At 52.6% G+C, this 20123-nt stretch carries 14 protein-coding genes; 10 read left to right on the top strand and 4 right to left on the bottom strand.

Annotated features, from left to right (window positions below):
• Positions 1-41: 41 nt before the first annotated feature.
• Positions 42-4790, top strand: a complete 4749-nt coding sequence (locus tag NST84_RS17000) for a LamG-like jellyroll fold domain-containing protein (protein ID WP_342561363.1) — start codon at positions 42-44, stop codon at positions 4788-4790.
• 97 nt (positions 4791-4887) lie between these two features.
• Here the strand turns inward: NST84_RS17000 and NST84_RS16995 are convergent, their stop codons facing one another.
• Positions 4888-5202, bottom strand: a complete 315-nt coding sequence (locus NST84_RS16995; RefSeq protein WP_342561362.1) for a helix-turn-helix domain-containing protein — start codon at positions 5200-5202, stop codon at positions 4888-4890.
• 198 nt (positions 5203-5400) lie between these two features.
• Between NST84_RS16995 and zwf the strand changes: the two genes are divergently transcribed.
• The 4 genes from zwf to NST84_RS16975 all read left to right on the top strand — a co-directional run bounded on the left by zwf (position 5401) and on the right by NST84_RS16975 (position 10108).
• Positions 5401-6927 (top strand): glucose-6-phosphate dehydrogenase, encoded by a 1527-nt coding sequence (gene zwf, locus NST84_RS16990; protein WP_342561361.1) that lies wholly within the window; start codon positions 5401-5403, stop codon positions 6925-6927.
• A gap of 53 nt (positions 6928-6980) precedes the next feature.
• Positions 6981-7874 carry a phosphogluconate dehydrogenase (NAD(+)-dependent, decarboxylating) gene (gene gnd / locus NST84_RS16985; protein ID WP_342561360.1) on the top strand — a complete coding sequence of 298 codons (894 nt, stop codon included), beginning with the start codon at positions 6981-6983 and terminating at the stop codon, positions 7872-7874.
• A gap of 154 nt (positions 7875-8028) precedes the next feature.
• A complete protein-coding gene (locus NST84_RS16980; protein WP_342561359.1) occupies positions 8029-8703 on the top strand; it encodes a response regulator transcription factor in 675 nt (224 codons plus the stop codon).
• A 124-nt stretch (positions 8704-8827) separates the two neighbouring features.
• Positions 8828-10108, top strand: coding sequence for an L-serine ammonia-lyase, iron-sulfur-dependent, subunit alpha (locus tag NST84_RS16975; protein ID WP_342561358.1), 1281 nt, complete (start codon positions 8828-8830; stop codon positions 10106-10108).
• Positions 10109-10209: 101 nt separating this feature from the next.
• Here NST84_RS16975 and NST84_RS16970 read toward each other — a convergent pair whose 3' ends face one another.
• Positions 10210-10965 (bottom strand): DeoR/GlpR family DNA-binding transcription regulator, encoded by a 756-nt coding sequence (locus NST84_RS16970; protein WP_342561357.1) that lies wholly within the window; start codon positions 10963-10965, stop codon positions 10210-10212.
• 382 nt (positions 10966-11347) lie between these two features.
• On the opposite strand from NST84_RS16970, the gene NST84_RS16965 reads away from it, so the two are divergent.
• From NST84_RS16965 to rhaD, 4 genes are all read left to right on the top strand, one after another.
• Positions 11348-12499, top strand: a complete 1152-nt coding sequence (locus NST84_RS16965; RefSeq protein ID WP_342561356.1) for an iron-containing alcohol dehydrogenase — start codon at positions 11348-11350, stop codon at positions 12497-12499.
• A 27-nt stretch (positions 12500-12526) separates the two neighbouring features.
• Positions 12527-14002, top strand: coding sequence for a rhamnulokinase (rhaB, locus tag NST84_RS16960; protein ID WP_342561355.1), 1476 nt, complete (start codon positions 12527-12529; stop codon positions 14000-14002).
• Between the two features lie 119 nt (positions 14003-14121).
• Entirely contained in the window at positions 14122-15378 is a 1257-nt protein-coding gene (gene rhaA, locus NST84_RS16955) for an L-rhamnose isomerase (protein WP_342561354.1), read from the top strand.
• A gap of 92 nt (positions 15379-15470) precedes the next feature.
• Entirely contained in the window at positions 15471-16316 is an 846-nt protein-coding gene (rhaD, locus tag NST84_RS16950; RefSeq protein WP_342561353.1) for a rhamnulose-1-phosphate aldolase, read from the top strand.
• Between the two features lie 96 nt (positions 16317-16412).
• On the opposite strand, the gene NST84_RS16945 is transcribed toward rhaD, so the two are convergent.
• Positions 16413-16694, bottom strand: a complete 282-nt coding sequence (locus tag NST84_RS16945; RefSeq protein WP_342561352.1) for a hypothetical protein — start codon at positions 16692-16694, stop codon at positions 16413-16415.
• Positions 16695-16884: 190 nt separating this feature from the next.
• On the opposite strand from NST84_RS16945, the gene NST84_RS16940 reads away from it, so the two are divergent.
• Complete coding sequence (locus NST84_RS16940) at positions 16885-17979, top strand: NADH:flavin oxidoreductase (protein WP_342561351.1); 1095 nt, start codon at positions 16885-16887, stop codon at positions 17977-17979.
• A gap of 185 nt (positions 17980-18164) precedes the next feature.
• Here NST84_RS16940 and NST84_RS16935 read toward each other — a convergent pair whose 3' ends face one another.
• A complete protein-coding gene (locus tag NST84_RS16935; RefSeq protein WP_342561350.1) occupies positions 18165-19811 on the bottom strand; it encodes an alpha/beta fold hydrolase in 1647 nt (548 codons plus the stop codon).
• Positions 19812-20123: the final 312 nt, after the last annotated feature.

Here is a 20123-nt window from a genome sequence, read left to right as displayed (position 1 = left end):
TGACCGGTTTAGGCCTATTTTAGAAACGGAGGGATCTTCTTTTGAACAAATGGACAGGCAGGCTGACATCTTCACTCCTTGCATTGCTGCTGCTCGTTCCTTCCCCGGCATTGGGGGCTTCGGGAGCAGTAAAGGACGGCAATGCTGCCGGACAGCAGCAGGCGGTTACAGCGCCCGACTATACAGGTCACTGGGCAGCAGGCGATTTACAGACATGGGTGGACAAAGGGCTGCTGTCAGGGTACGGAAACGGCGTTTTCAAGCCGGATCAGAATATTACCCGGGCAGAATGGGTCACCCTGGTAAACCGGCTGTTTAATCTGCAGACAGTGGCTGCTGCAAACAGTTTCAGCGATTTGGAGCAGGGAAAAGCGTACTACAGCGAAGTTATGAAAGCGGTATCTGCAGGGTATGTGTCAGGTTACAGTGATGGAACCTTCCGCCCGCAGCAGACAGTCAGCCGCCAGGAAGCGGCGGTTATGCTGTACCGGCTGTACCGGCTCGATGCTGCTGCAGCTGCGGCAGGACCGCAGGATGCTGCAACGCTCCCGGAGTGGAGCAGGGAAGCTGTTCTTACCCTGCTGAGCGATGGATTCCTCAGCGGCTATGAGGATGGAAGCTTTAAAGGCGGACATCCGGTAACACGGGCGGAAGCTGTGCGGATGATCAGCAGGCTATCCGGGGAAATCATCCTGCAAAGCGGCAGCTACGCACAGCTGCAGGCGAAGAATCTGGTGATCAGTACAGCCGGTGTGACTCTTAAGGATACTGATATTTCAGGTAATCTGTATCTCACCGAAGGGATCGCCGGAGGAGATATTCTGCTGGATAACGTGAAGGTTTCCGGCAAAATTGTGGTCAGCGGCGGCGGAGAGAACAGCGTTGTGCTGAACAATACTTCAGCTGCAGCCCTGATTGCGGATAAGCCGGACGGCAAGCTGCGGATTGCTCTGAAGGGCAGCAGCGCCATTCCGGACACGACGGTGGAATCCGGCGTTAGCCTGGAAGAAGATGCCGCGCTTAGCGGAGCGGGCTTCAGCAGGGTTAAGCTTGAGACTGCTCTGCCTGCAGGATCGAAGGTCCGGCTTAGCGGCAGCTTCGACTCCGTTGTAGTCAATGCTGCAGGCGGGCCGGAGCTTGTGCTGGTGAGCGGATTGATCGGAGAATTGACACTTAACCGCCTGGCAGCGCTGCGTGTGGAGTCCGGAAGTGAGGTCAGAAATCTGATTCCTAATCTGAACGGACAGATTACGGTTCAAGGCAGCGGCAAGGTCAGCTATGATCCGAAATACAGCAGCTTAATCAGGATGGAGAAGCCGGTAGCGACCGCTACAGCTACGGCAGCTCAGGTGAGCGGCGGCGGAAATTCTGTATCGCCGACGGCTACGCCAAGCCCTGCGGTCTCGCCAACGCCGGCAGCGACTCCGTCAGCTACCCCGGAGGCGTCCACGGCCCCGACAGCTCCGGTGTTCAGCAACGTATCCGTGCATGACCCTTCGGTAGTGAAGGACGGCGGGACGTATTATGTTTTTGGCTCACATATTGAGGCAGCCAAATCACAGGATCTGCTGAACTGGAGTACGTTCACTAACGGCTACAAGACACCGGACAATGCGCTTTATGGTGATTTGTCCACCAATCTGGCGGAATCCTTTGCCTGGGCCGGGGAGAATGACTCTGACAGCAAAGGCGGATTCTCCGTCTGGGCGCCGGATGTGTTCTGGAATGCGGATTATGTGAACGGGGACGGCACTAAAGGCGCATATATGATTTATTACAGCACCTCATCCACCTATATCCGATCTGCGATCGGTTTTGCCGTCTCACAGAAGATTGAAGGCCCGTATGTTTACGGCGGCACTGTAATCTACTCCGGATTTACGCTGGATGAGCAGTATGATACGAGCAGCACCGTCAACAAAAAGTGGACGAATACCAACATTCAGACACTGATTGGCAAAGGAACGCTGGAAGGCATGAATCCGGCCTGGTTCAATGCCAACGGCACCTATAACAACAAGCAATATACCAATGCGATTGATCCGACTCTGTTCTATGACAAGGACGGCAAGCTATGGATGACCTACGGCTCCTGGTCGGGCGGCATCTTCCTGCTGGAGGTTGATCCGGCCACCGGACAGCCGATTTATCCAGGTAAAGACGGGACTACCGCAGACGGCAGAATCATCGACCGTTACTTCGGCACCAAAATTTCCGGCGGAAATTACAAATCCGGCGAAGGTCCTTATATCGCTTATGACCAGACAACCGGCTATTACTATCTGTATGTAACCTACGGCGGGCTGGCTGCTGACGGCGGCTACAATATGCGGCTGTTCCGTTCCGTAAATCCGGATGGCCCTTACAAGGATGCGGCAGGGCAGAATGCCGTGCTGTCAACGGACGGTGATCACTCGAACATCGGTAACAAGCTGATCGGCAATTTCCTGTTCAGCAATCTGAACGGCGAGGCCGATTTCCCGGTATACGGGTATGTGTCTTCAGGTCATAATTCGGTTTTTTATGATGAAGAGCAAGGCAAGCTCTTCAACTTCTTCCATACGAGATTCCCGATGCGCGGAGAGACCCATGAGGTGCGGGTGCATCAGATGTTCATGAACGAGGACGCCTGGCCGGTTGTGGCTCCGCACCGTTATTCCGGCGAGACGCTTGCCAAGGTTCAGCAGGCTGATGTTATTGGATCTTACCAGTTCGTTAACCACGGCAAGGATACCTCGGCCAAAATCAAGCCGACGGTCGATGTCGAACTGCTGGAAGACGGAACACTGGCAGGGGCGGTAAGCGGCAGCTGGGGGCTGACAGGCGATTATTATGCCCATCTGCTGATTGACGAAACAGAAAACGGCAGCACTGTGCAGCACCTGTACAAAGGTGTATTCGTGAAGCAGTGGGATTCCACCCGGAACGAACAGGTGATGGCCTTTACAGCGATGTCAGACCAGGGGATCGCTGTCTGGGGCAGTGCCATCCGTCTGCTCAGCGATGAAGAGCTGGCGGCGAATATTGCCCGCGGCCTGACGCTTGGCGATACCAGCAAGGTCTATAAAGATCTGACACTGCCGGTTTCCGGCGTGCACGGGGCTGTCATTACCTGGACATCTTCCAGCCCGGCGGTTGTTGCAGCCGACGGCAAGGTTACCCGGCCGCAGGCGGGCAGCGGCAATGCTGAGGTTCAGCTTACGGCAACGATTAAGCTCGGTGATACCTTGGTCACGAAGTCGTTTACGGTAGTCGTCATTCAGCTTGGCAGCACGCTGCTGGAGGACGGACTGGTGGCAGCGTATGACTTTGAAGACAGTCTGGCGGAGAGCACAGGGCGTCAGCCTGACGGCAGCGCAACCGGCAAGCTGCTGAATACAACGGATGGGACCGTAGACTATGCAGCCGGCCAGGACGGACAGGCGCTCAAGCTTACCGGGAGCTCCGGTGTCCGGCTGCCGGACGGTTTGATTAACGGCAGCGCCTATACGTTCAGCATGTGGCTGAATCCGCAGGAGCTGACAGCGTTCACGGCAGCCTTTTTTGGAGCCAAAAGCACGAATAACTGGATGAGCCTGCTGCCTTACGGCAACGGCGGGGCAACGACCCGGGTGTGGTTCGGCAGTGAAACCTGGCTGGATGCGGATGCCGGCCTGCAGATCCCGACCGGCAAATGGTCGCATATTGCGTTTACCTTCGATGATGGAACAGTTAAGCTATACCTGAACGGAGTGCTGAAATATTCAGGAACGTCCTTTACTGACCTGTTTGACGGTGAAGATAGTGTATTTGCACTCGGCGTCAACTATTGGGATACACCATACAAAGGAATGATTGATAAGTTCCGCGTCTATGAAAAAGCGCTCACGCCTGAAGCCATTGGCTGGCTTGTGAACGGGGAACCTGACGCCAATGTGAAGGTGAACGCGGTTGCTTTTGCTGATGCTGCTACAAGCATAGCTGCCGGCAATACCTTTGCTCCAGTGGTCTCCATCCTGCCGGCCAATGCCGGGAACAAGACTCTTTCCTGGACCTCGAGCGCGCCGGGGATTGCCGAGGTTGATGGTGCATCCGGAGCGGTGACGGCAAAGCAGGCAGGGGATGCAATCATTACCGCAGCTTCCACAGACGGAAGCAATGTAACGGCCAGTTATACGGTTAAGGTTACGGACGGCCGGGTTGCAGTGTACTCTTTTGACGGAAACCTTAAGGATTCTCTACAGCTCTCAGACGAAGGGAAAGTAACAGGTTCGCTGGTCGGCAGTGCTACTGTCGGCAGTATTACTTACGGGGATGGGATAATGGGCCAGGCAGCACTATTTGACGGGGCTTCCGGAATCAGGCTGCCGGACGGACTGATTCACAGCAACTCCTATTCCGTCTCGATGTGGCTGAAACCTGAACAGTTAACAACCTATACGACTGCCTTTTTCGGGGCGAGCTCCACCAGCAGCTGGATCAGTCTGGTTCCAAAGGGACCATCGGATGCCACCATACTCTGGTCAGACGCAGTCTATGAGGCAACCGCGGGCTACGTGATCCCTGCCGGAACCTGGACACATGTCACCTTCACGGTCAATAACGGGACTGTTAAACTGTACATTAACGGGGAGGAAAAGTACTCGGGCAGCGGATTCCCGGATACTTTTAAGAACAACAACGGGGTCTTCACGCTTGGAGTGAATTATTGGGATGCTCCATATAAGGGGCTGATCGACGAGCTGAAGATTTATAACAATGTGCTTACACCGGAAGTGGTGCTGGCAGAGTACCAATCGGCAGATCTTTAGGCAGCAGGCAGAGGGTTCTAAAAAGAGAAGGAGCGGGACGCGATGTCCTGCTCCTTTTTTGTATTTTTATAAAGCTGATCCCGTGCAGACGGGACCCTCACAGCCATTTAACCGCCCACTTCTCCACATGGCTGAGCGCTGCCCCAAGCTCCTGTCCCTTTGGTGTCAGCGAATATTCCGTCCGGACCGGCCGGTCCGGGATTACGGTGCGGGTAAGCAGGCCGCAGCCCTCCAGCTCCTTCAGCCGCTCGTTCAATATGCGTTTGCTCAGATCCGGAATGAGGGTGTGCAGCTCGCTGAACCGTTTGGGGCCTTCCATTAGTACATGAAAGATGAAATTAACCCATTTTTTCCCGACGATATGATAAGCATGCTCTACTTTGGCAAGTAACGGCCTGATTTCCTGATCCATCGCACATCCGTCCTTAGCAGTTATTATTAATACCCCACTAACTATACCATAGCAAAAACTTCGTGAAAATAAGTACTTTTCGTAAATGTCGAAATGAGGTTGACGAATGGATTTTGCAGGCGTATGATGAATTTTGTCGAGTTTATGAGTAATTAATAGTAACCTAATAAAATTTATATAATAACGGGAGGAATGAAAGTGGAATCATCTACATTTGTGCTGTTTGGTGCTACCGGGGATCTGGCGAAACGCAAAATCTATCCGGCTCTATATAATCTGTTTGCCGATGGCAAGCTTTCGGGTCCTCTCTCCGTAATTGGCCTGGGCAGAAGAGAGCTTAGCAATGAAACGTTTCAGGCGCAGGTGCTGGACTCGCTGCGTACCTTTTCCCGCCGTCCTGTAACGGATTCGGCCGGGCTGCAGCGTTTTTTGCTGGCTTTTGAATATAGTGTGCTGGATGTTGGACGTAAGGAGGATTATACGAAGCTGCTGGCTCATGTGCAGCGGCGGGAAGCGGAGCTGGATATAGCGGGTAACCGGATGTTCTATTTGTCGGTTGGTCCTGAGTTCTTCGGTCCGATTGCCGCGGGTATTCATGACAGCGGTCTGGGCGACACAACGGGCTGGAAACGCCTGATTATCGAGAAGCCGTTCGGCCGGGATCTGCAGTCCGCACGTGAGCTTAATGCGAGCCTGAATGCAGCGTTCCGCGAAGAAGAGATTTTCCGGATCGACCACTTCCTGGGCAAACCGATGGTGCAGAACCTGGAAGTGCTTAAGTACTCTAATCCGGTGCTCCGGGCCTTATGGCAAAACCGTTACATTGCTAACGTTCAAATTACAGCCGCAGAGACTGTAGGGGTTGAAGAACGGGCAGGCTATTATGACAAATCAGGTGCGCTGCGTGACATGTTCCAGAACCATATGCTGCAGCTGCTGATGATGATGGCCATGCAGCTGCCAAAAGACAGCAGTCCCGACGACGTCCGCAGCAAGAAACGCCATGTTATCCGCTCTGTGCGTCCGCTGCTGAAGGAAGAGTTGTCGCAGCATGTGGTACGCGGGCAATACGGTGCAGGCCGGATTAAGGGTAAAGCGGTCCCGGCCTACCTTAGTGAGCCGGGCATCGAGGCCTCCTCACAGAATGAAACGTATATTGCCGCACGGCTGCGGATCGATGATCCGATGTGGAGTGACGTGCCATTCTATATCCGCACCGGCAAACGCATGAAAGAGAAATCAACCCGAATCGTTATTGAGTTCAAAGAACCGTTTAATGACTCTCATAACGTAAACAGAGACAAGCTTCCGCTTGATCCGAATCTGCTGGTCATTGAGATCGGCCCCGGGGAAGGCATTTCATTGCAGCTGAATACCAAAAATCCGCGTCAGCATGGAGCGCTTGAACCTGTAAGCATTCGCCATAATTCGGCCAATCCCGATCTGCCGGAAGCTTATGAGAATCTGATCTATGATGCGCTTCTCGGTGATGCTACTTTCTTCGCTCACTGGGAAGAGGTAGAGCTGAGCTGGCAATGGGTGCAGCCGATTATTGAGGCTGTTGAGGAAGGCAAGCTTCCGCTTCATACGTATGCCGCCGGTTCTAACGGTCCAGATGCAGCAGATGAGCTGCTGGGCGAAGACCACTGGTGGCTGGATGAGCCGGAGGAAGACGTTGAAGCATCCGCCGGACCGGATGAGCAGGCGCTCCAGGCAGGAGCATAAGTTGACCGTAACTGGCATTACAAACATTTGAAAAAATACCGGAGGGATATCTAATGAAAGTCGGACTAATCGGACTGGGTAAAATGGGCTTCAATCTTGGCCAGAATCTGCTGGAGCATGGACATGAGGTTGTGGCATATGACGTTAATACTGCTGCAGTTGCCGAACTGGGCGCCAAAGGGGCTGCCGGGGCAGCAAGCCTGGCAGAGCTGGTGGGCAAGCTCGATGCCCCGCGGGTTGCCTGGATTATGGTGTCGCATCAGTTTGTTGATTCTGTAATTGCCGAACTGACTCCGCTCTTGTCCAAAGGTGACATTGTTATTGAAGCGGGGAACTCGCATTATAAGGAATCGATCCGCCGCCACGGCGAGCTGGAACAATCAGGGATCTACTATCTGGATGCCGGGACTTCGGGCGGTATGGAAGGTGCCCGCAATGGCGCCTGCTACATGATTGGCGGAGACGAGGAGGCCTGGGCTGTGGCTGAGCCGCTGTTCCGTGATACTTCTGTGGAGAATGGCTACCTGTATGCCGGCAAATCCGGCAGCGGCCACTTCCTTAAGATGGTTCATAACGGGATTGAATACGGCATGATGGCTGCCATCGGTGAGGGCTTTGAGGTTCTGGAAAAAAGCGGCTACGACTTCGATTTCGAGCAGGTTGCCCGCGTGTGGAACAACGGGTCGGTCATCCGTTCCTGGCTGATGGAGCTGGTAGAGCGCGCCTTCTCGAAGGATGCCAAGCTGGATGACATCAAGGGCGTTATGCATTCCTCCGGTGAAGGCAGATGGACACTGGAAACAGCGTTTGACCTGCAGGCGGCCACACCGGTTATTGCGATGTCGCTGCTGATGCGTTACCGTTCGCTGGAGACAGATACTTTTACCGGTAAGGTAGTTGCTGCTCTGCGTAATGAATTCGGCGGACATGCGGTGGAAAAGAACTAATACAGGCCTTGCCTGTGTAATATACAAAGCGTCAAATCTCAATGCCCTGAGCGGGAATTGGAGTTTGGCGCTTTTTGATATTCCGGGGAGGGGTTATCTGAAAAGCAAGCTCTTATAGTATAATGATTACTTTGAGGGGAAGAGGAGGAATCGGATGGCTACTATACTGGTTGCAGACGACGATGTGAACATACGCGAACTTGTCTGTCTGTTTTTGCGCAATGACGGATTTACTGCTGTTGAGGCGGCCGATGGAAAAGAAGCGCTGGACGTTTATGCTTCGGTGCCGGTTGATCTGGTCATTCTGGACATTATGATGCCGGTGATGGACGGGTGGACCTTATGCAAGGAGCTGAGAAAGACTAGCCCGGACCTGCCCCTGCTTATACTGACGGCGAGAGGGGAGACCTGGGAAAAGGTTAAAGGCTTCGAGCTTGGCACAGATGATTATCTGACTAAGCCCTTTGATCCGCTAGAGCTGACCGTCCGGGTGAGGGCCTTGCTGAAGCGTTATAAAATCGGCACCACACAGTCGATTTCACTTGGCCATGTTGTTCTGGACCGGCTGACTTATAAAGTGACTTGGGGGACAGAAGCTTTAACCCTGCCGCTAAAAGAGTTCGAACTGCTGTATAAGCTTGCCTCCACTCCGGGTCAGGTCTTTACGCGCGGCCAGCTGATTGAGCAGATCTGGGGAATGGATTACACCGGGGATGACCGCACGGTGGATGTACATATTAAACGCCTGCGTGAGCGGTTTGCGGAATCGGCCGGCTTCCGCATTGAAACCGTCCGCGGGCTAGGTTATCGGCTTGAGGCGGCCAGATAATGGGCTTGAGCACACAGTAACTTCCAGCCATCCCGCTGAATAAACGGTTCCCTCGGCCTTCAGTCTGATGTAGTATATAGAGATAGCTCAGACAGACAACCAGAGAAAAAAGGGGGGACCATATATGGTTAACTTACTTGAAGTATTGAAGAAGGAGATCGTTCCGGCAGAAGGCTGCACGGAGCCGATTGCCGTAGCCTATGCGGTCTCTTTGGCGGCAGAGCTGCTTCAGGAGGACCTTACAGGAATTCAGCTGTTCCTCAGCGGTAATATTGTTAAAAATGCGATGGGTGTCGGTATTCCCGGTACAGGACAGACCGGACTGCCGATTGCAGCGGCACTTGGCGCGGTAATCCATCGTTCCCACAGGAAGCTGGAGATTCTCTCCGGACTGACAGCAGATGAGCTGGTCCAGGCGAATGCGATTATCGACCGGAAGCTCCTGACGGTAGAATTAAAGGATACCCCGGAGAAGCTGTATATAGAAGCCAGAGTACAGAGTGCGAATCACCGGGCGACAGCGGTTGTTGCCAAGGAACATACTAATATCGTGCTGCTGGAAAAGGATGGAGTCCCGATTGATATCCATAAGGATAAAGGGGATTGCGGGGAGGACGAGCAGCTAAGTCCCGAAGACTACGCCGTTTCTCTGGAAGGGATCTATGAGTTCGTCTGTAATACAGACTTCGCTGATCTGGAGTTTCTGCTGGAGGGCGCCAGAATGAACAAGGCCATTTCAGATGAGGGACTGCGGGGAGATTACGGACTTCAGGTCGGCAAAAAAATGAGTCAGCGCTCAGCGGTCAACCTGTTCGGCAACGATGTTGCCAATTCCGTGATCGCCGCAACGGCTGCAGCTTCTGATGCGCGGATGGACGGCAGTGCCATGCCGGTAATGACGACGGCCGGCAGCGGCAATCAGGGAATCGCAGCTACGCTGCCTGTCATTAAACTGGCCGAGCTTATGGGCAAAAATGATGAGCTGCTGGCCCGGGCCATCGCCCTCAGCAATCTGGTCACCGTCCATGTCAAGCATTATATCGGCCGGCTCTCGCCGCTGTGCGGTTCAGGGATTGCCGGCGGTGTCGGGGCGAACAGCGGGATTATCTATCTGATGGGCGGGAGCCTGGATCAGATTAAGCATGGCATCCAGAATACCATTGCTTCCTTGTCCGGCATGATCTGCGACGGGGCCAAATCCACCTGTGCGCTCAAAATTTCCACCGCCACCAATGCGGCAATCCAGGCGGCTACGCTGGCGATGAATAATATTTCGCCGTCAGACAATGACGGAGTTATTTTTGAAAAGGTAGAGGATACGATTGCCAACATGGAACGGCTCGTCCAGGAAGGGCTTGCCGCTACCGATGAGACGATTCTGAATATTATGCTGTCCAAAGCCTGATACAGCAGGCTATAGTACAGCTTAAAAAGGACATTTCCCGGGAAGAGGGGGAATGTCCTTTTTTTGGATACACATATAATAGAAGAAACACAATCGCTGCCCTAGCAGAGAACCTCAATATTCTCTTTGGCCAGCCGCTTGAGCCATGCCTCAGACGGTTTGCGGTCAGTGATCAGCACATCAATCCGGTTCAGCTCCACCAGCTTTGTAAAAGCGGTCTTATCAAACTTCGTATGATCCGCCAGCAGCACAACCTTCTCTGCCTGACGCAGCATATACTTCTTGAGCTCGCATTCCGGCTCGTTGGAATCGGTAATTCCCCGGTCCATATCAATCCCCTTGCAGCTGATGACGGCCGTGTCCACATTGTAGCGCTGAATCGTATCATGGGCGACCGGACCGACCAGCGAAAGGGAACGGTGACGCAGGGCGCCGCCGGTGGAAATGATGTTCATGCCGGAATTCGCGAACTCCTGCAAAATATTGATCGAGTTGGTGATGAGCGTCAGGTTGTTTTTATTACCTAGCAATTTAAGAAATTCAAAAGAGGTAGAGCTGGGGTCAACCATCAGGGTATCCCCGTCATTAATAAGATCAAGCGCCTTCAGCGCGATGTTGCGTTTGATGTCGGTATTAAGCGCATTGCGGGTTACGAATGGAAGGTCCTCGTTGGTGTGCCTGTTGAGCATGGCCCCGCCGTAAGTCCGGCTGACAATCCCGTCCTTCTCCAGCTTCTCCAGATCCCTGCGGATCGTTTCTTCTGTTACCTCAAACATGCGGCTCAGGTCGGAAACCAGTACCCGTTTATCCTGATGCACTAGATCTATAATTCTGTTGCGTCTTTCGGCAGCCAGCATTTGTAATCACCTTTCCGGAGCTATTCTCTTCAATCTCAATAGTTATCTATAAATATAGACCTAAATATCTGTGTTTTGCAATGAAACAGACGAAAACCACACAAAATTTATTATAATATTCATTATAATCTGCGTGTTACAAACAGTAAACAAATAAAAACAACATAAATAATATTTTATTTGTTGACAACACAGAATTATAAAGCTACGATAAGAGTGTTCATTTTCTCTTTGAAAGCGCATGCTTCATAAGATTAAGCGCCTGAGCAAGGTCCGCTGCGAATCCTACAGAGACCAGCCTGAGGTGCCGCAGCCGGGATAACCCTTACAGAGAAGAAGATAACCAACTGTGCAACAACATTATCGGGAGGCTGGTCAATTAATGAGTACTCATGTTTATTATGTTCCTTCTATTAACATTATGGGCAAAGGCTGTCTGCAGGAAATCGCTCCATACATTCAAGAGCTGAATCTGAAGAAGGCATTGGTCGTTACCGACAAGTTCCTGATGCAGAGCGGAATCGCCGGTAAACTGCTGGCAGTACTGGAATCAGCAGGTATTGAATATGTGGTATACGATGAAGTAAAGCCGAATCCAACCTGTAAAAATGTTCACGACGGCGTTGATTTCCTGAAATCGCATGATTGTGATTACCTGATTTCGATCGGCGGAGGTTCACCGCAGGATACAGCCAAGGCGATTGGCATCGTTGCTACCAACGGCGGACATATTGCGGAGTACGAGGGAGTTCACAAGTCCAAGAACAAATCGCTGCCCATCGTTGCGGTGAACACAACTGCCGGAACGTCCAGTGAAGTTACCATTAACTATGTTATTACTGACGAAGAACGCAAGGTGAAGATGGTAATGGTCGATAAGAACAGCATCGCCACCCTTTCCGTAAATGATCCTGAGCTGATGGTCGATAAACCTGCTGCGCTGACAGCGGCAACCGGTATGGATGCTTTAACCCATGCGATTGAAGCGCTGGTTACACCGGGAGCTTATCCGGTTACAGATGCTACAGCACTGGCAGCTGTTGAACTGATCTTCGGTAACCTGGCACGGACCGTGAAGAACGGCCATGACATTGAAGCGCGCGAACAGATGGTTTACGCGATTTTCCTGGGCGGACTGGCGTTCAACAATGCCGGACTCGGCTACGTTCATGCAATGGCGCATCAGCTTGGCGGTGTGTATGATCTGCCGCACGGCGTATGTAATGCGATGCTGCTGCCTTATGTGGAAGAAGAGAATGCCAAATATGTGCCTGAGAAGTTCCGGGCAATCGCCAAGGCAATCGGCCTCCAGGTAGAAGGTAAATCTGACAAGGAGTGCGCAGATTTTGTTATTGAGTCGATCAAGGAGCTGTCCAAGGAAGTCGGCATCCCGGCCAAGCTGTCTGAGCTTGGGGTTGACGAGGTAGATCTTGATCTGCTCGCCGAAAATGCAATGAAAGACGCCTGTGCGCCTGGTAACCCTTTTATTCCAACCAAAGAAGAAGTTATCGCCTTGTTCCGCAAAATTCTCTAAATTAATCTCAAGATAAGGAGATTCCCTATGAACTATCATATCGCCGTCGATATCGGCGCCTCCAGCGGGCGGCTTGTGCTCGGCACCATTGCAGACGGAAGTCTCTCGCTGGAGGAAATTCACCGTTTCAGCAACGGGTTTACCGAACGTGACGGCTCCTGCTTCTGGGACATTGATTATTTGTTTGAAGAAATCCTGCGCGGACTGCAAAAAGCCAAGGCAGCCGGCATCAGTAAATGCACGCTGGGGATTGATACCTGGGCTGTGGATTATGTGCTGCTGGATGCTGAGGGGAACCGTCTGCAGGAGGTTTACGCCTACCGTGACCGCCGGACAGACGGGGTGATGGAGGAAGTAGCCAAGCTGATTTCACCGGATAAGGTATACGCCAAGACGGGTATCCAGCAATTAACCTTTAATACGTTATACCAGCTGTACGCACATGACGCAGAAGAACTGGCGGCAGCTGACCAGATTCTGCTTGTGCCGGATTATCTCTACTATAGATTATCCGGACGCAAGATTAACGAAGTTACCAATGCTTCGACGACGCAGCTGCTTAATCTTGCAGAACGCGAATACGATGCAGAGCTGCTGTCCCTGCTTCATCTGAGAAGAGAGCAGTTCGCCCCGCTTACTGAGCCCGGCGAAGTGCTTGGCAGCATCAAAGATGAGCTGAAACAGCAATATGACCTGCCGGACTGTGAACTCATCTGCGCTGCTACGCATGATACGGCTTCAGCCGTACTGGGTGTGCCTGTGCAGGATGACCGGTCTGCTGCTTATATCAGCAGCGGCACATGGTCACTGCTTGGTGTTGAGCTGGATCATCCGGTCAATACCGATGCGGCGATGCAGGCGAATTATACTAACGAGTGGGGCGCTTATGGAACCTACCGTTTCCTTAAGAACATTATGGGACTTTGGCTGATTCAGGAGGTCCGCAGACTGGACGGGGAACGTTACAGCTTCGCCGAACTGGCTGAGCTGGCAGCAGCTGCTGAAGGCTGCCGCAGTCTGATTCCGTGCAACGATCCGCGGTTCCTGAACCCGGACAACATGATCGAAGAGATCCGCCTGGCCTGTCAGGAGAGCGGACAGCCTGTACCGGTAACGCCGGGCGAGCTGGCCCGCTGCATCTTCGACAGCCTGGCACTCTCGTACCGCAGTTATCTGGGTGAGCTGGAACAGCTGACCGGCAGACCGGTGGAAGTGCTGCAGATCGTCGGCGGCGGCGCGAACAACACGCTGCTGTGCCAGCTGACAGCCGATATTATCGGCCGGGAAGTACTGGCGGGTCCTACTGAATCGACAGCGCTTGGTAATCTCGCAATCCAGCTGATTCATACCGGCGAAGTTGCGGATATCCGCGAAGCCCGGACGATCATCGGCAAGTCCTTTAAAATACAGTCATACCTGCCGCGCCCGCTTCCGCAGCTTGAGGGCCTGCTGGCCCGCTGGGACGCCCTGCATGCAGTATCCGCTGCAGGCGGCAGTCAATAAATAAAGACATATGGAGCAGATGCTCACACAAAACTAAGCAGATGCTTTCGAAGTCAGTTTTGTCCGAAGCAAAATCAATGGAGCAGATGCTCACACAAAACTTTTAGGAGGACCCCAACATGGATCAGAGCATCATCAACAGTTATAACGAAGCTAAGAAATTATACGCAGCCCACGGCATCAACGTGGATGAAGTCTTGGAGAAGCTGGCAGAGATCAAGATTTCCCTCCACTGCTGGCAGGGTGACGATGTACAGGGCTTCCTGTTCAAGGATAAGGAGCTGAGCGGTGGTATCGCCGTAACCGGCAGCTACCCTGGCCGTGCCGGTACGCCGGATGAGCTGCGCAAGGATCTGGAAAAGGCATTGTCGCTGATTCCGGGCAAGCACAAAGTCAACCTGCATGCGATCTATGCCGACACTGACGAGAAGGTGGATCTGGATGAGCTGGAGCCGCGCCACTTCGCGAACTGGGTAGAGTGGGCTAAAGAACAGGGGCTGGGTCTTGATTTTAACCCGACCTGCTTCTCCCATCCAAAGGCTGCTGACGGCTTCACGTTGAGCCACTCGGACGAAGAGATCCGTAACTTCTGGATCAAGCACTGCAAAGCTTCCCGCAAAATCGCCGAGTCCTTCGGCCGCGAGCTGGGACAGCCTTGCGTAACTAACTTCTGGGTACCGGACGGCTACAAGGATACTCCGGTTGACCGCCTGGCGCCGCGTGCACGCCTGCGTGATGCGCTGGATGAAGTATTCAGTGAAGAGATTGACCCGCAATACAACATTGATGCTGTTGAGAGCAAGCTGTTCGGCATCGGCTCCGAGAGCTATGTTGTCGGATCGCATGAATTCTATATGGGTTATGGTCTGACCCGCGGCAAAGCCATTTGCCTTGACGCCGGACACTTCCACCCGACTGAAGTTATTTCAAACAAATTGTCCTCGATCCTGATGTTCAGCGAGCAGCTGCTGCTGCATGTGAGCAGACCGGTCCGCTGGGATAGTGATCACGTAGTAACGATGGATGACGAGCTGCTGGAAATCGCCCGTGAGCTGGTTCGCGGAGATCTGCTGCCGCGCACGAACATCGGCCTGGACTTCTTCGACGGCAGTATCAACCACGTAGCAGCTTGGGTAATTGGTACCCGCAACACAATCAAAGCCCTGCTGCGCGCTATGCTGGAGCCGATTGCTGAACTGAAGAAGATCGAACTCGAAGGCGACTATACTTCCCGTCTGGCATTGGTAGAAGAATTCAAGTCCTATCCGTTCGGCGCAATCTGGGATTACTACTGTGCTTCCCAGAACACACCTGTCCGTGAAGGCTGGCTGGCTGATGTGAAGGCTTACGAGAAAGAAGTACTGTCTGCAAGATAAGGCTATTTATATATCAAACAATAATAAATTGAGTTTTTGAATGGTTGTCATATCTACTACCAACAGATCTGCATTCAAAGGAGAGATTATATATGAGTACGTCCGTTATTGAAACGAAAGGCTACATCGCGGGTACCGAAGCCCCTTTTATCCAGGAAATGTCCGAAATTACCCACCACATGTGGTCCCTGGGCTGGGATGAGCTGAACGGCGGTAACATCAGCTATCTGCTGGACGAAGAAGAAGTGGCCAAGTACATTAATATCCGTGAGCCGCTGCGCACCATTCAGCTTACTTTCCCTGTAACTGAGCTTGCAGGCAAATACTTTATCGTTACAGGTTCGGGCAAATATTTCCGCAACGTGATTAAAGACCCGGAAGCGAACCTTGGCGTGCTGCGCGTGTCCGCTACAGGTGAGAGTGTTGAAGTTCTATGGGGTCTGCGCAACAACGCTGTACCGACAAGCGAGCTGGCTTCCCACTTCATGAGCCACATTGAACGCCTGAAGGTTGATCCTACGCACCGCATTGTTCTGCACACACACGCTACCAATGTGATTGCTATGACGTTCACCCATGAGCTGGATGAGCTGAAATTCACCAAGACGCTCTGGGAAATGTGCACAGAATGTCTGGTTGTCTTCCCTGACGGCATCGGCGTTATCCCTTGGATGGTTCCGGGCAGCAGCGACATCGGCCGGGCAACAGCCGCCAAGATGAAGGACTACCGCGTAGTCATCTGGCCGCAGCACGGTATTTTCGTGACAGGTGCCACTATGGACGCTACCTTCGGCCTGGTAGAAACGATTGAAAAAGCAGCGATCATCTACAACCTGATCGGCGGCAGAGAAATCAAACAAACGATTACCGACCAGCAGCTGGCTGACCTGGCCGCAGCCTTCCGCGTAACACCTAAAGCAGGCGTTCTGGACTTGTAGGATATCATTTATAATAGTAAAACCGGACATTCGCAGAGTTTCTGCGGGTGTCCGGTTTTTTGTCTGCTTGTCGTGCCGGAGCCGTCAAAGTTTGATTCAGGCCCCGCAGGCCGAATCGTCCAAATCAAAGGCAAAAATGCCTTTGATTCCAGCTCCGCAGGCCGAACCGTCCAAATCAAAGGCAAAAATGCCTTTGAATCCGGCCCCGCAGGCCGAATCGTCCAAATCAAAGGCAAAAATGCCTTTGAATCCGGCTCCGCAGGCCGAAATGTCCAAATCAAAGGCAAAAATGCCTTTGATTCGAGCCCCGCAGGCCGAAACGTCCAAATCAAAGGCAAAAATGCCTTTGATTCGAGCCCCGCAGGCCGAATCGTCCAAATCAAAGGCAAAAATGCCTTTGATTCGGGCCCATTCAGGCTTGCCCCAGCCCGGTAAGCTGCTCTGCTGGTTTAGCAGCTAAGTAAAATGCGCTTCAGACCCGGATCTGGCAGTGTCATTTGCTTTTACTCTCCGCAACCTGCATAATATACTTACTTTAAGTAATCATATTATGTAATGGAGGCCCGATATGAATACAAATCTATTGTTTACTCCTTTTCAGACAGGCTCGCTGTCGCTTAATAACCGGATTGTTATGGCACCGATGACCCGCGCTTTTTCGCCGGAAGGCGTGGCTGGTCCTGATGTGGCTGCTTATTACCGCAAACGGGCGGAGGGCGGAGTCGGACTAATTGTTACCGAAGGTACGGCTATCAATCACCCTGCAGCCGTCAGCCACCCGAACATCCCGAATATCCACGGTGAAGCCGCGCTGGAAGGCTGGGCGGAGGTAGTCAGGGAAGTACACGCAGCCGGAGGCAAAATCATTCCGCAGCTCTGGCATGTCGGCATGGCACGCTCCATCGGTGATTTGCCGAATGCGGAGGCGCTGCCGATCGGGCCGTCCGGGCTCAGCCTCTCCGGCGAGCCGGTTACAGAGCCGATGACCAAGCAGCAGATTGACGGAATTGTTTCAGCCTTCGCGCAAGCCGCAGCGGATGCCAAGCGGATCGGCTTTGACGGAATCGAGCTGCATGCTGCCCATGGCTATCTGATCGACCAGTTTTTCTGGGAAAAGACCAACCAGCGCACGGATGAGTACGGCGGTGACCTGGAAGCCCGTACGACCTTTGCCGTTGAGATTATAGATGCCTGCCGCCGTGCTGTAGGCCCGGATTTCCCGATTGTGCTGCGGTTCTCCCAGTGGAAGATGGGGGACTATACGGCCAAGCTGGCCCGTACACCGGACGAGCTTGCCCGGTTCCTGACACCGTTGAGCAATGCCGGTGTAGACATTTTCCACTGCTCCACCCGCCGCTTCTGGCTGCCTGAGTTCGAAGGCTCGGAGCTGAATCTGGCCGGCTGGACGAAGCAAATTACAGGCAAACCGGTCATTACGGTTGGCTCTGTAGGACTTAATAGTGAATTTACCGGCGGTGGGGCTGACCAGCACGAGGAGGATAATCTCGACCGGCTGCTGGAGCGGCTGGAGAAGGGGGAATTTGATCTCGTGGCAGTAGGCAGGGCACTGCTCAGTGATCCAGAATGGCCGGCCAAAGTGCAGAGCGGGCGCAATGAGGCGATTATGCCGTTTACTCCGGCGGCAACCCAAACGTTAATCTAATTTCTTTTCCTTATAGCGAGTAATGTAATACATCCTGCGCACAAAAGAGCTTCAACCGTTTGCTGGAGATTCTGGTCAGCCAGATCCCGGGTACAAACGGCGGAAGCTCTTTTTAATGTTTTCTTTTTAATGTTCCCTTTATGGCGGGAAAAATGCCCGTATGTATTTGGAGTAAAACGCCCGGCCTATTTGGCGGTCGGCTCCTTGGCAGGCTGCAGCTCTGCCCATTTGGCGCGCCAGGCTTTGGCCTCCCGCTTCTGCCGGTTCAGCTCATAAAGTGCGGCAATCCGCTCGTAGGTATCATATTCTTCCGGATTGAACAGGATGACATATTTTAGACAGGCGATTGCGCTTGTGTATTTACCGAGCTTAGCCAGCATATCCGCCTGATAATGAGCCAGAGCAACCAGATCTATTTCGAGCCGGGTGCGCAAATTCAGATTCCAGTCCTGGTCCAGATGCCGGAAAAGAGGATCATCAATATGCGGGAAAATATTCTGGATCAGATCATTCTTGCGCACAAGGTCAGTTTCTTTAACCGCCAGCCTGGTATTCTCAAGCAGGTCCAGCAAGTCACATTCTAGCGGACCCTGCAGCATAATCTGCTGGTTGTCGCTGTAAAGCAGCTGCGTTTCTTCATTATTAAGCAGCTGCTTCAGGTGATTGAGGCAGACACGCAGCTGGTTCCGGGCCTTGGTCTGCTCCATGTCCTTCCACAGGTCCTCGCACAGCTGATCCCGGGCAGCAGACGGATGCAGCAGCAGATAAATCAGCAGCTCCTTGGCACGTCTCCTGCCCCAGCCGCTAAGCACCTGCGTCTCATCGACGAAGACCTGAAAAGATGTCAGCAGCGATACCTTCAGCCGGACAGACGGAACAGCGGAGTCAGCAGAGTCTTCTGCATAGTCTGCAGTCCTAACAGGCTGCAGGGGCAAAGTCTGAGGCTGTACATCCCCGTTCACCAGACCGATAAAGTCAGCATGCAGCTCAGACAAATATGGGTCAAGCGGTAAGCGGGAGCTTTTCTCACTGTCAAAAAACATCCTGATCTGCTTATAAGTCTCCCCGGGCTGATCGTAAAACAGCATGTTCGATGCGTTGTAGACGGTCATAAACCGGCAGTTCGGATTCGCCGAGGCAATCAGGCCGGACAGGTACGGCGGGTACATCGGATCGCGTTCTCCTGTCAGCAGCAGCAGTGAGCCTGTATGCGCCTTGAACATCTCCATAATCTCGTCATGGGCCCCGGCAAAGAAATCCAGCAGCTCTATATAGCTGTCAAAGGTTACTTTGGAAAAAGCTGCATACAGCTTGTCCATTTCCGGTGTTCCCGGCTGAAAAAGAGTAGCGTTCGGGATGACGTGGCCGGCCAAAGCACTCATGGACTGATGCTTCAGCAGATTTTTACGATAGTCCGCATACTTGCTGGCTGTACTGCTTGAATTAAACAGCGGCAGTGACAGCATGACATTACTGCTTACTTTTGCAGGATACACTTTAGTATAGTAGAGACCAATAATGCAGCCTGCACCATGGGAGACAATATCAAAGCTTTCAATTCCGAGCCGGCACACCAGGCTGTCCAGATGCTCAACGTAGATCCAGGCGAGCCCGGAAAGATCGATGCTGTCTGTGCCGCTCAGCCCGTGTCCGCGGAAATCATATCTCAGAAGGTGGAATTCATCCTCCATATAAGGAATAATCCGGTCCCAGGAGGTCAAGTCGAAGCCCATCCCGTGAATCAGGACAAGCGTACGAGTATTGTCGCGAGCCTGTTTAGCCGTTTTATATTCGTAATGCAATTGTAAACCGCTCTCCAAAGTATGCTTCATTTCTGTGCTCCTCTGTCTGGCCGCTTCATCTATGTATCTATGTATTCAAAAAAAGCTGGTATTTTATCATAATATGCGGTTTATTGTAGAAAAGTGTAACGTTACTGTAACGGTATCCTGTTAGACTGAAGTAAAACTATATTCACGGGGAGATGATTTGCTGAAATGAAGATGTTTTTTATCTGTGTCAAGAAGTCCAAGCTTGAAATGGTGTACTTAAGGATGTATATCCGCCGCAAATGAAGGTGCTCCGCTCACTTTATATATAACTCAGAGCCTTCCTGCTGACTCCGCGGGGAGGTTTATTCGTAT

Source organism: Paenibacillus sp. FSL R7-0345, from assembly GCF_038595055.1.
In the GTDB taxonomy this organism is placed as follows: domain Bacteria; phylum Bacillota; class Bacilli; order Paenibacillales; family Paenibacillaceae; genus Paenibacillus_AQ.
Note: the sequence above shows the minus strand (reverse complement) of the source record. Positions and strands in the feature narration are given on the sequence as shown.

Bases quoted from the DNA above. Each gene is read 5' to 3' on its own strand.
- NST84_RS16995 (WP_342561362.1), bottom strand. From the start codon at position 5,202: ATGGATCAGGAAATCAGGCCGTTACTTGCCAAAGTAGAGCATGCTTAT.
- gnd (WP_342561360.1), top strand. From the start codon at position 6,981: ATGAAAGTCGGACTAATCGGACTGGGTAAAATGGGCTTCAATCTTGGC.
- NST84_RS16980 (WP_342561359.1), top strand. From the start codon at position 8,029: ATGGCTACTATACTGGTTGCAGACGACGATGTGAACATACGCGAACTT.
- NST84_RS16975 (WP_342561358.1), top strand. From the start codon at position 8,828: ATGGTTAACTTACTTGAAGTATTGAAGAAGGAGATCGTTCCGGCAGAA.
- NST84_RS16970 (WP_342561357.1), bottom strand. From the start codon at position 10,965: ATGCTGGCTGCCGAAAGACGCAACAGAATTATAGATCTAGTGCATCAG.
- NST84_RS16965 (WP_342561356.1), top strand. From the start codon at position 11,348: ATGAGTACTCATGTTTATTATGTTCCTTCTATTAACATTATGGGCAAA.
- rhaB (WP_342561355.1), top strand. From the start codon at position 12,527: ATGAACTATCATATCGCCGTCGATATCGGCGCCTCCAGCGGGCGGCTT.
- rhaA (WP_342561354.1), top strand. From the start codon at position 14,122: ATGGATCAGAGCATCATCAACAGTTATAACGAAGCTAAGAAATTATAC.
- rhaD (WP_342561353.1), top strand. From the start codon at position 15,471: ATGAGTACGTCCGTTATTGAAACGAAAGGCTACATCGCGGGTACCGAA.
- NST84_RS16940 (WP_342561351.1), top strand. From the start codon at position 16,885: ATGAATACAAATCTATTGTTTACTCCTTTTCAGACAGGCTCGCTGTCG.
- NST84_RS16935 (WP_342561350.1), bottom strand. From the start codon at position 19,811: ATGAAGCATACTTTGGAGAGCGGTTTACAATTGCATTACGAATATAAA.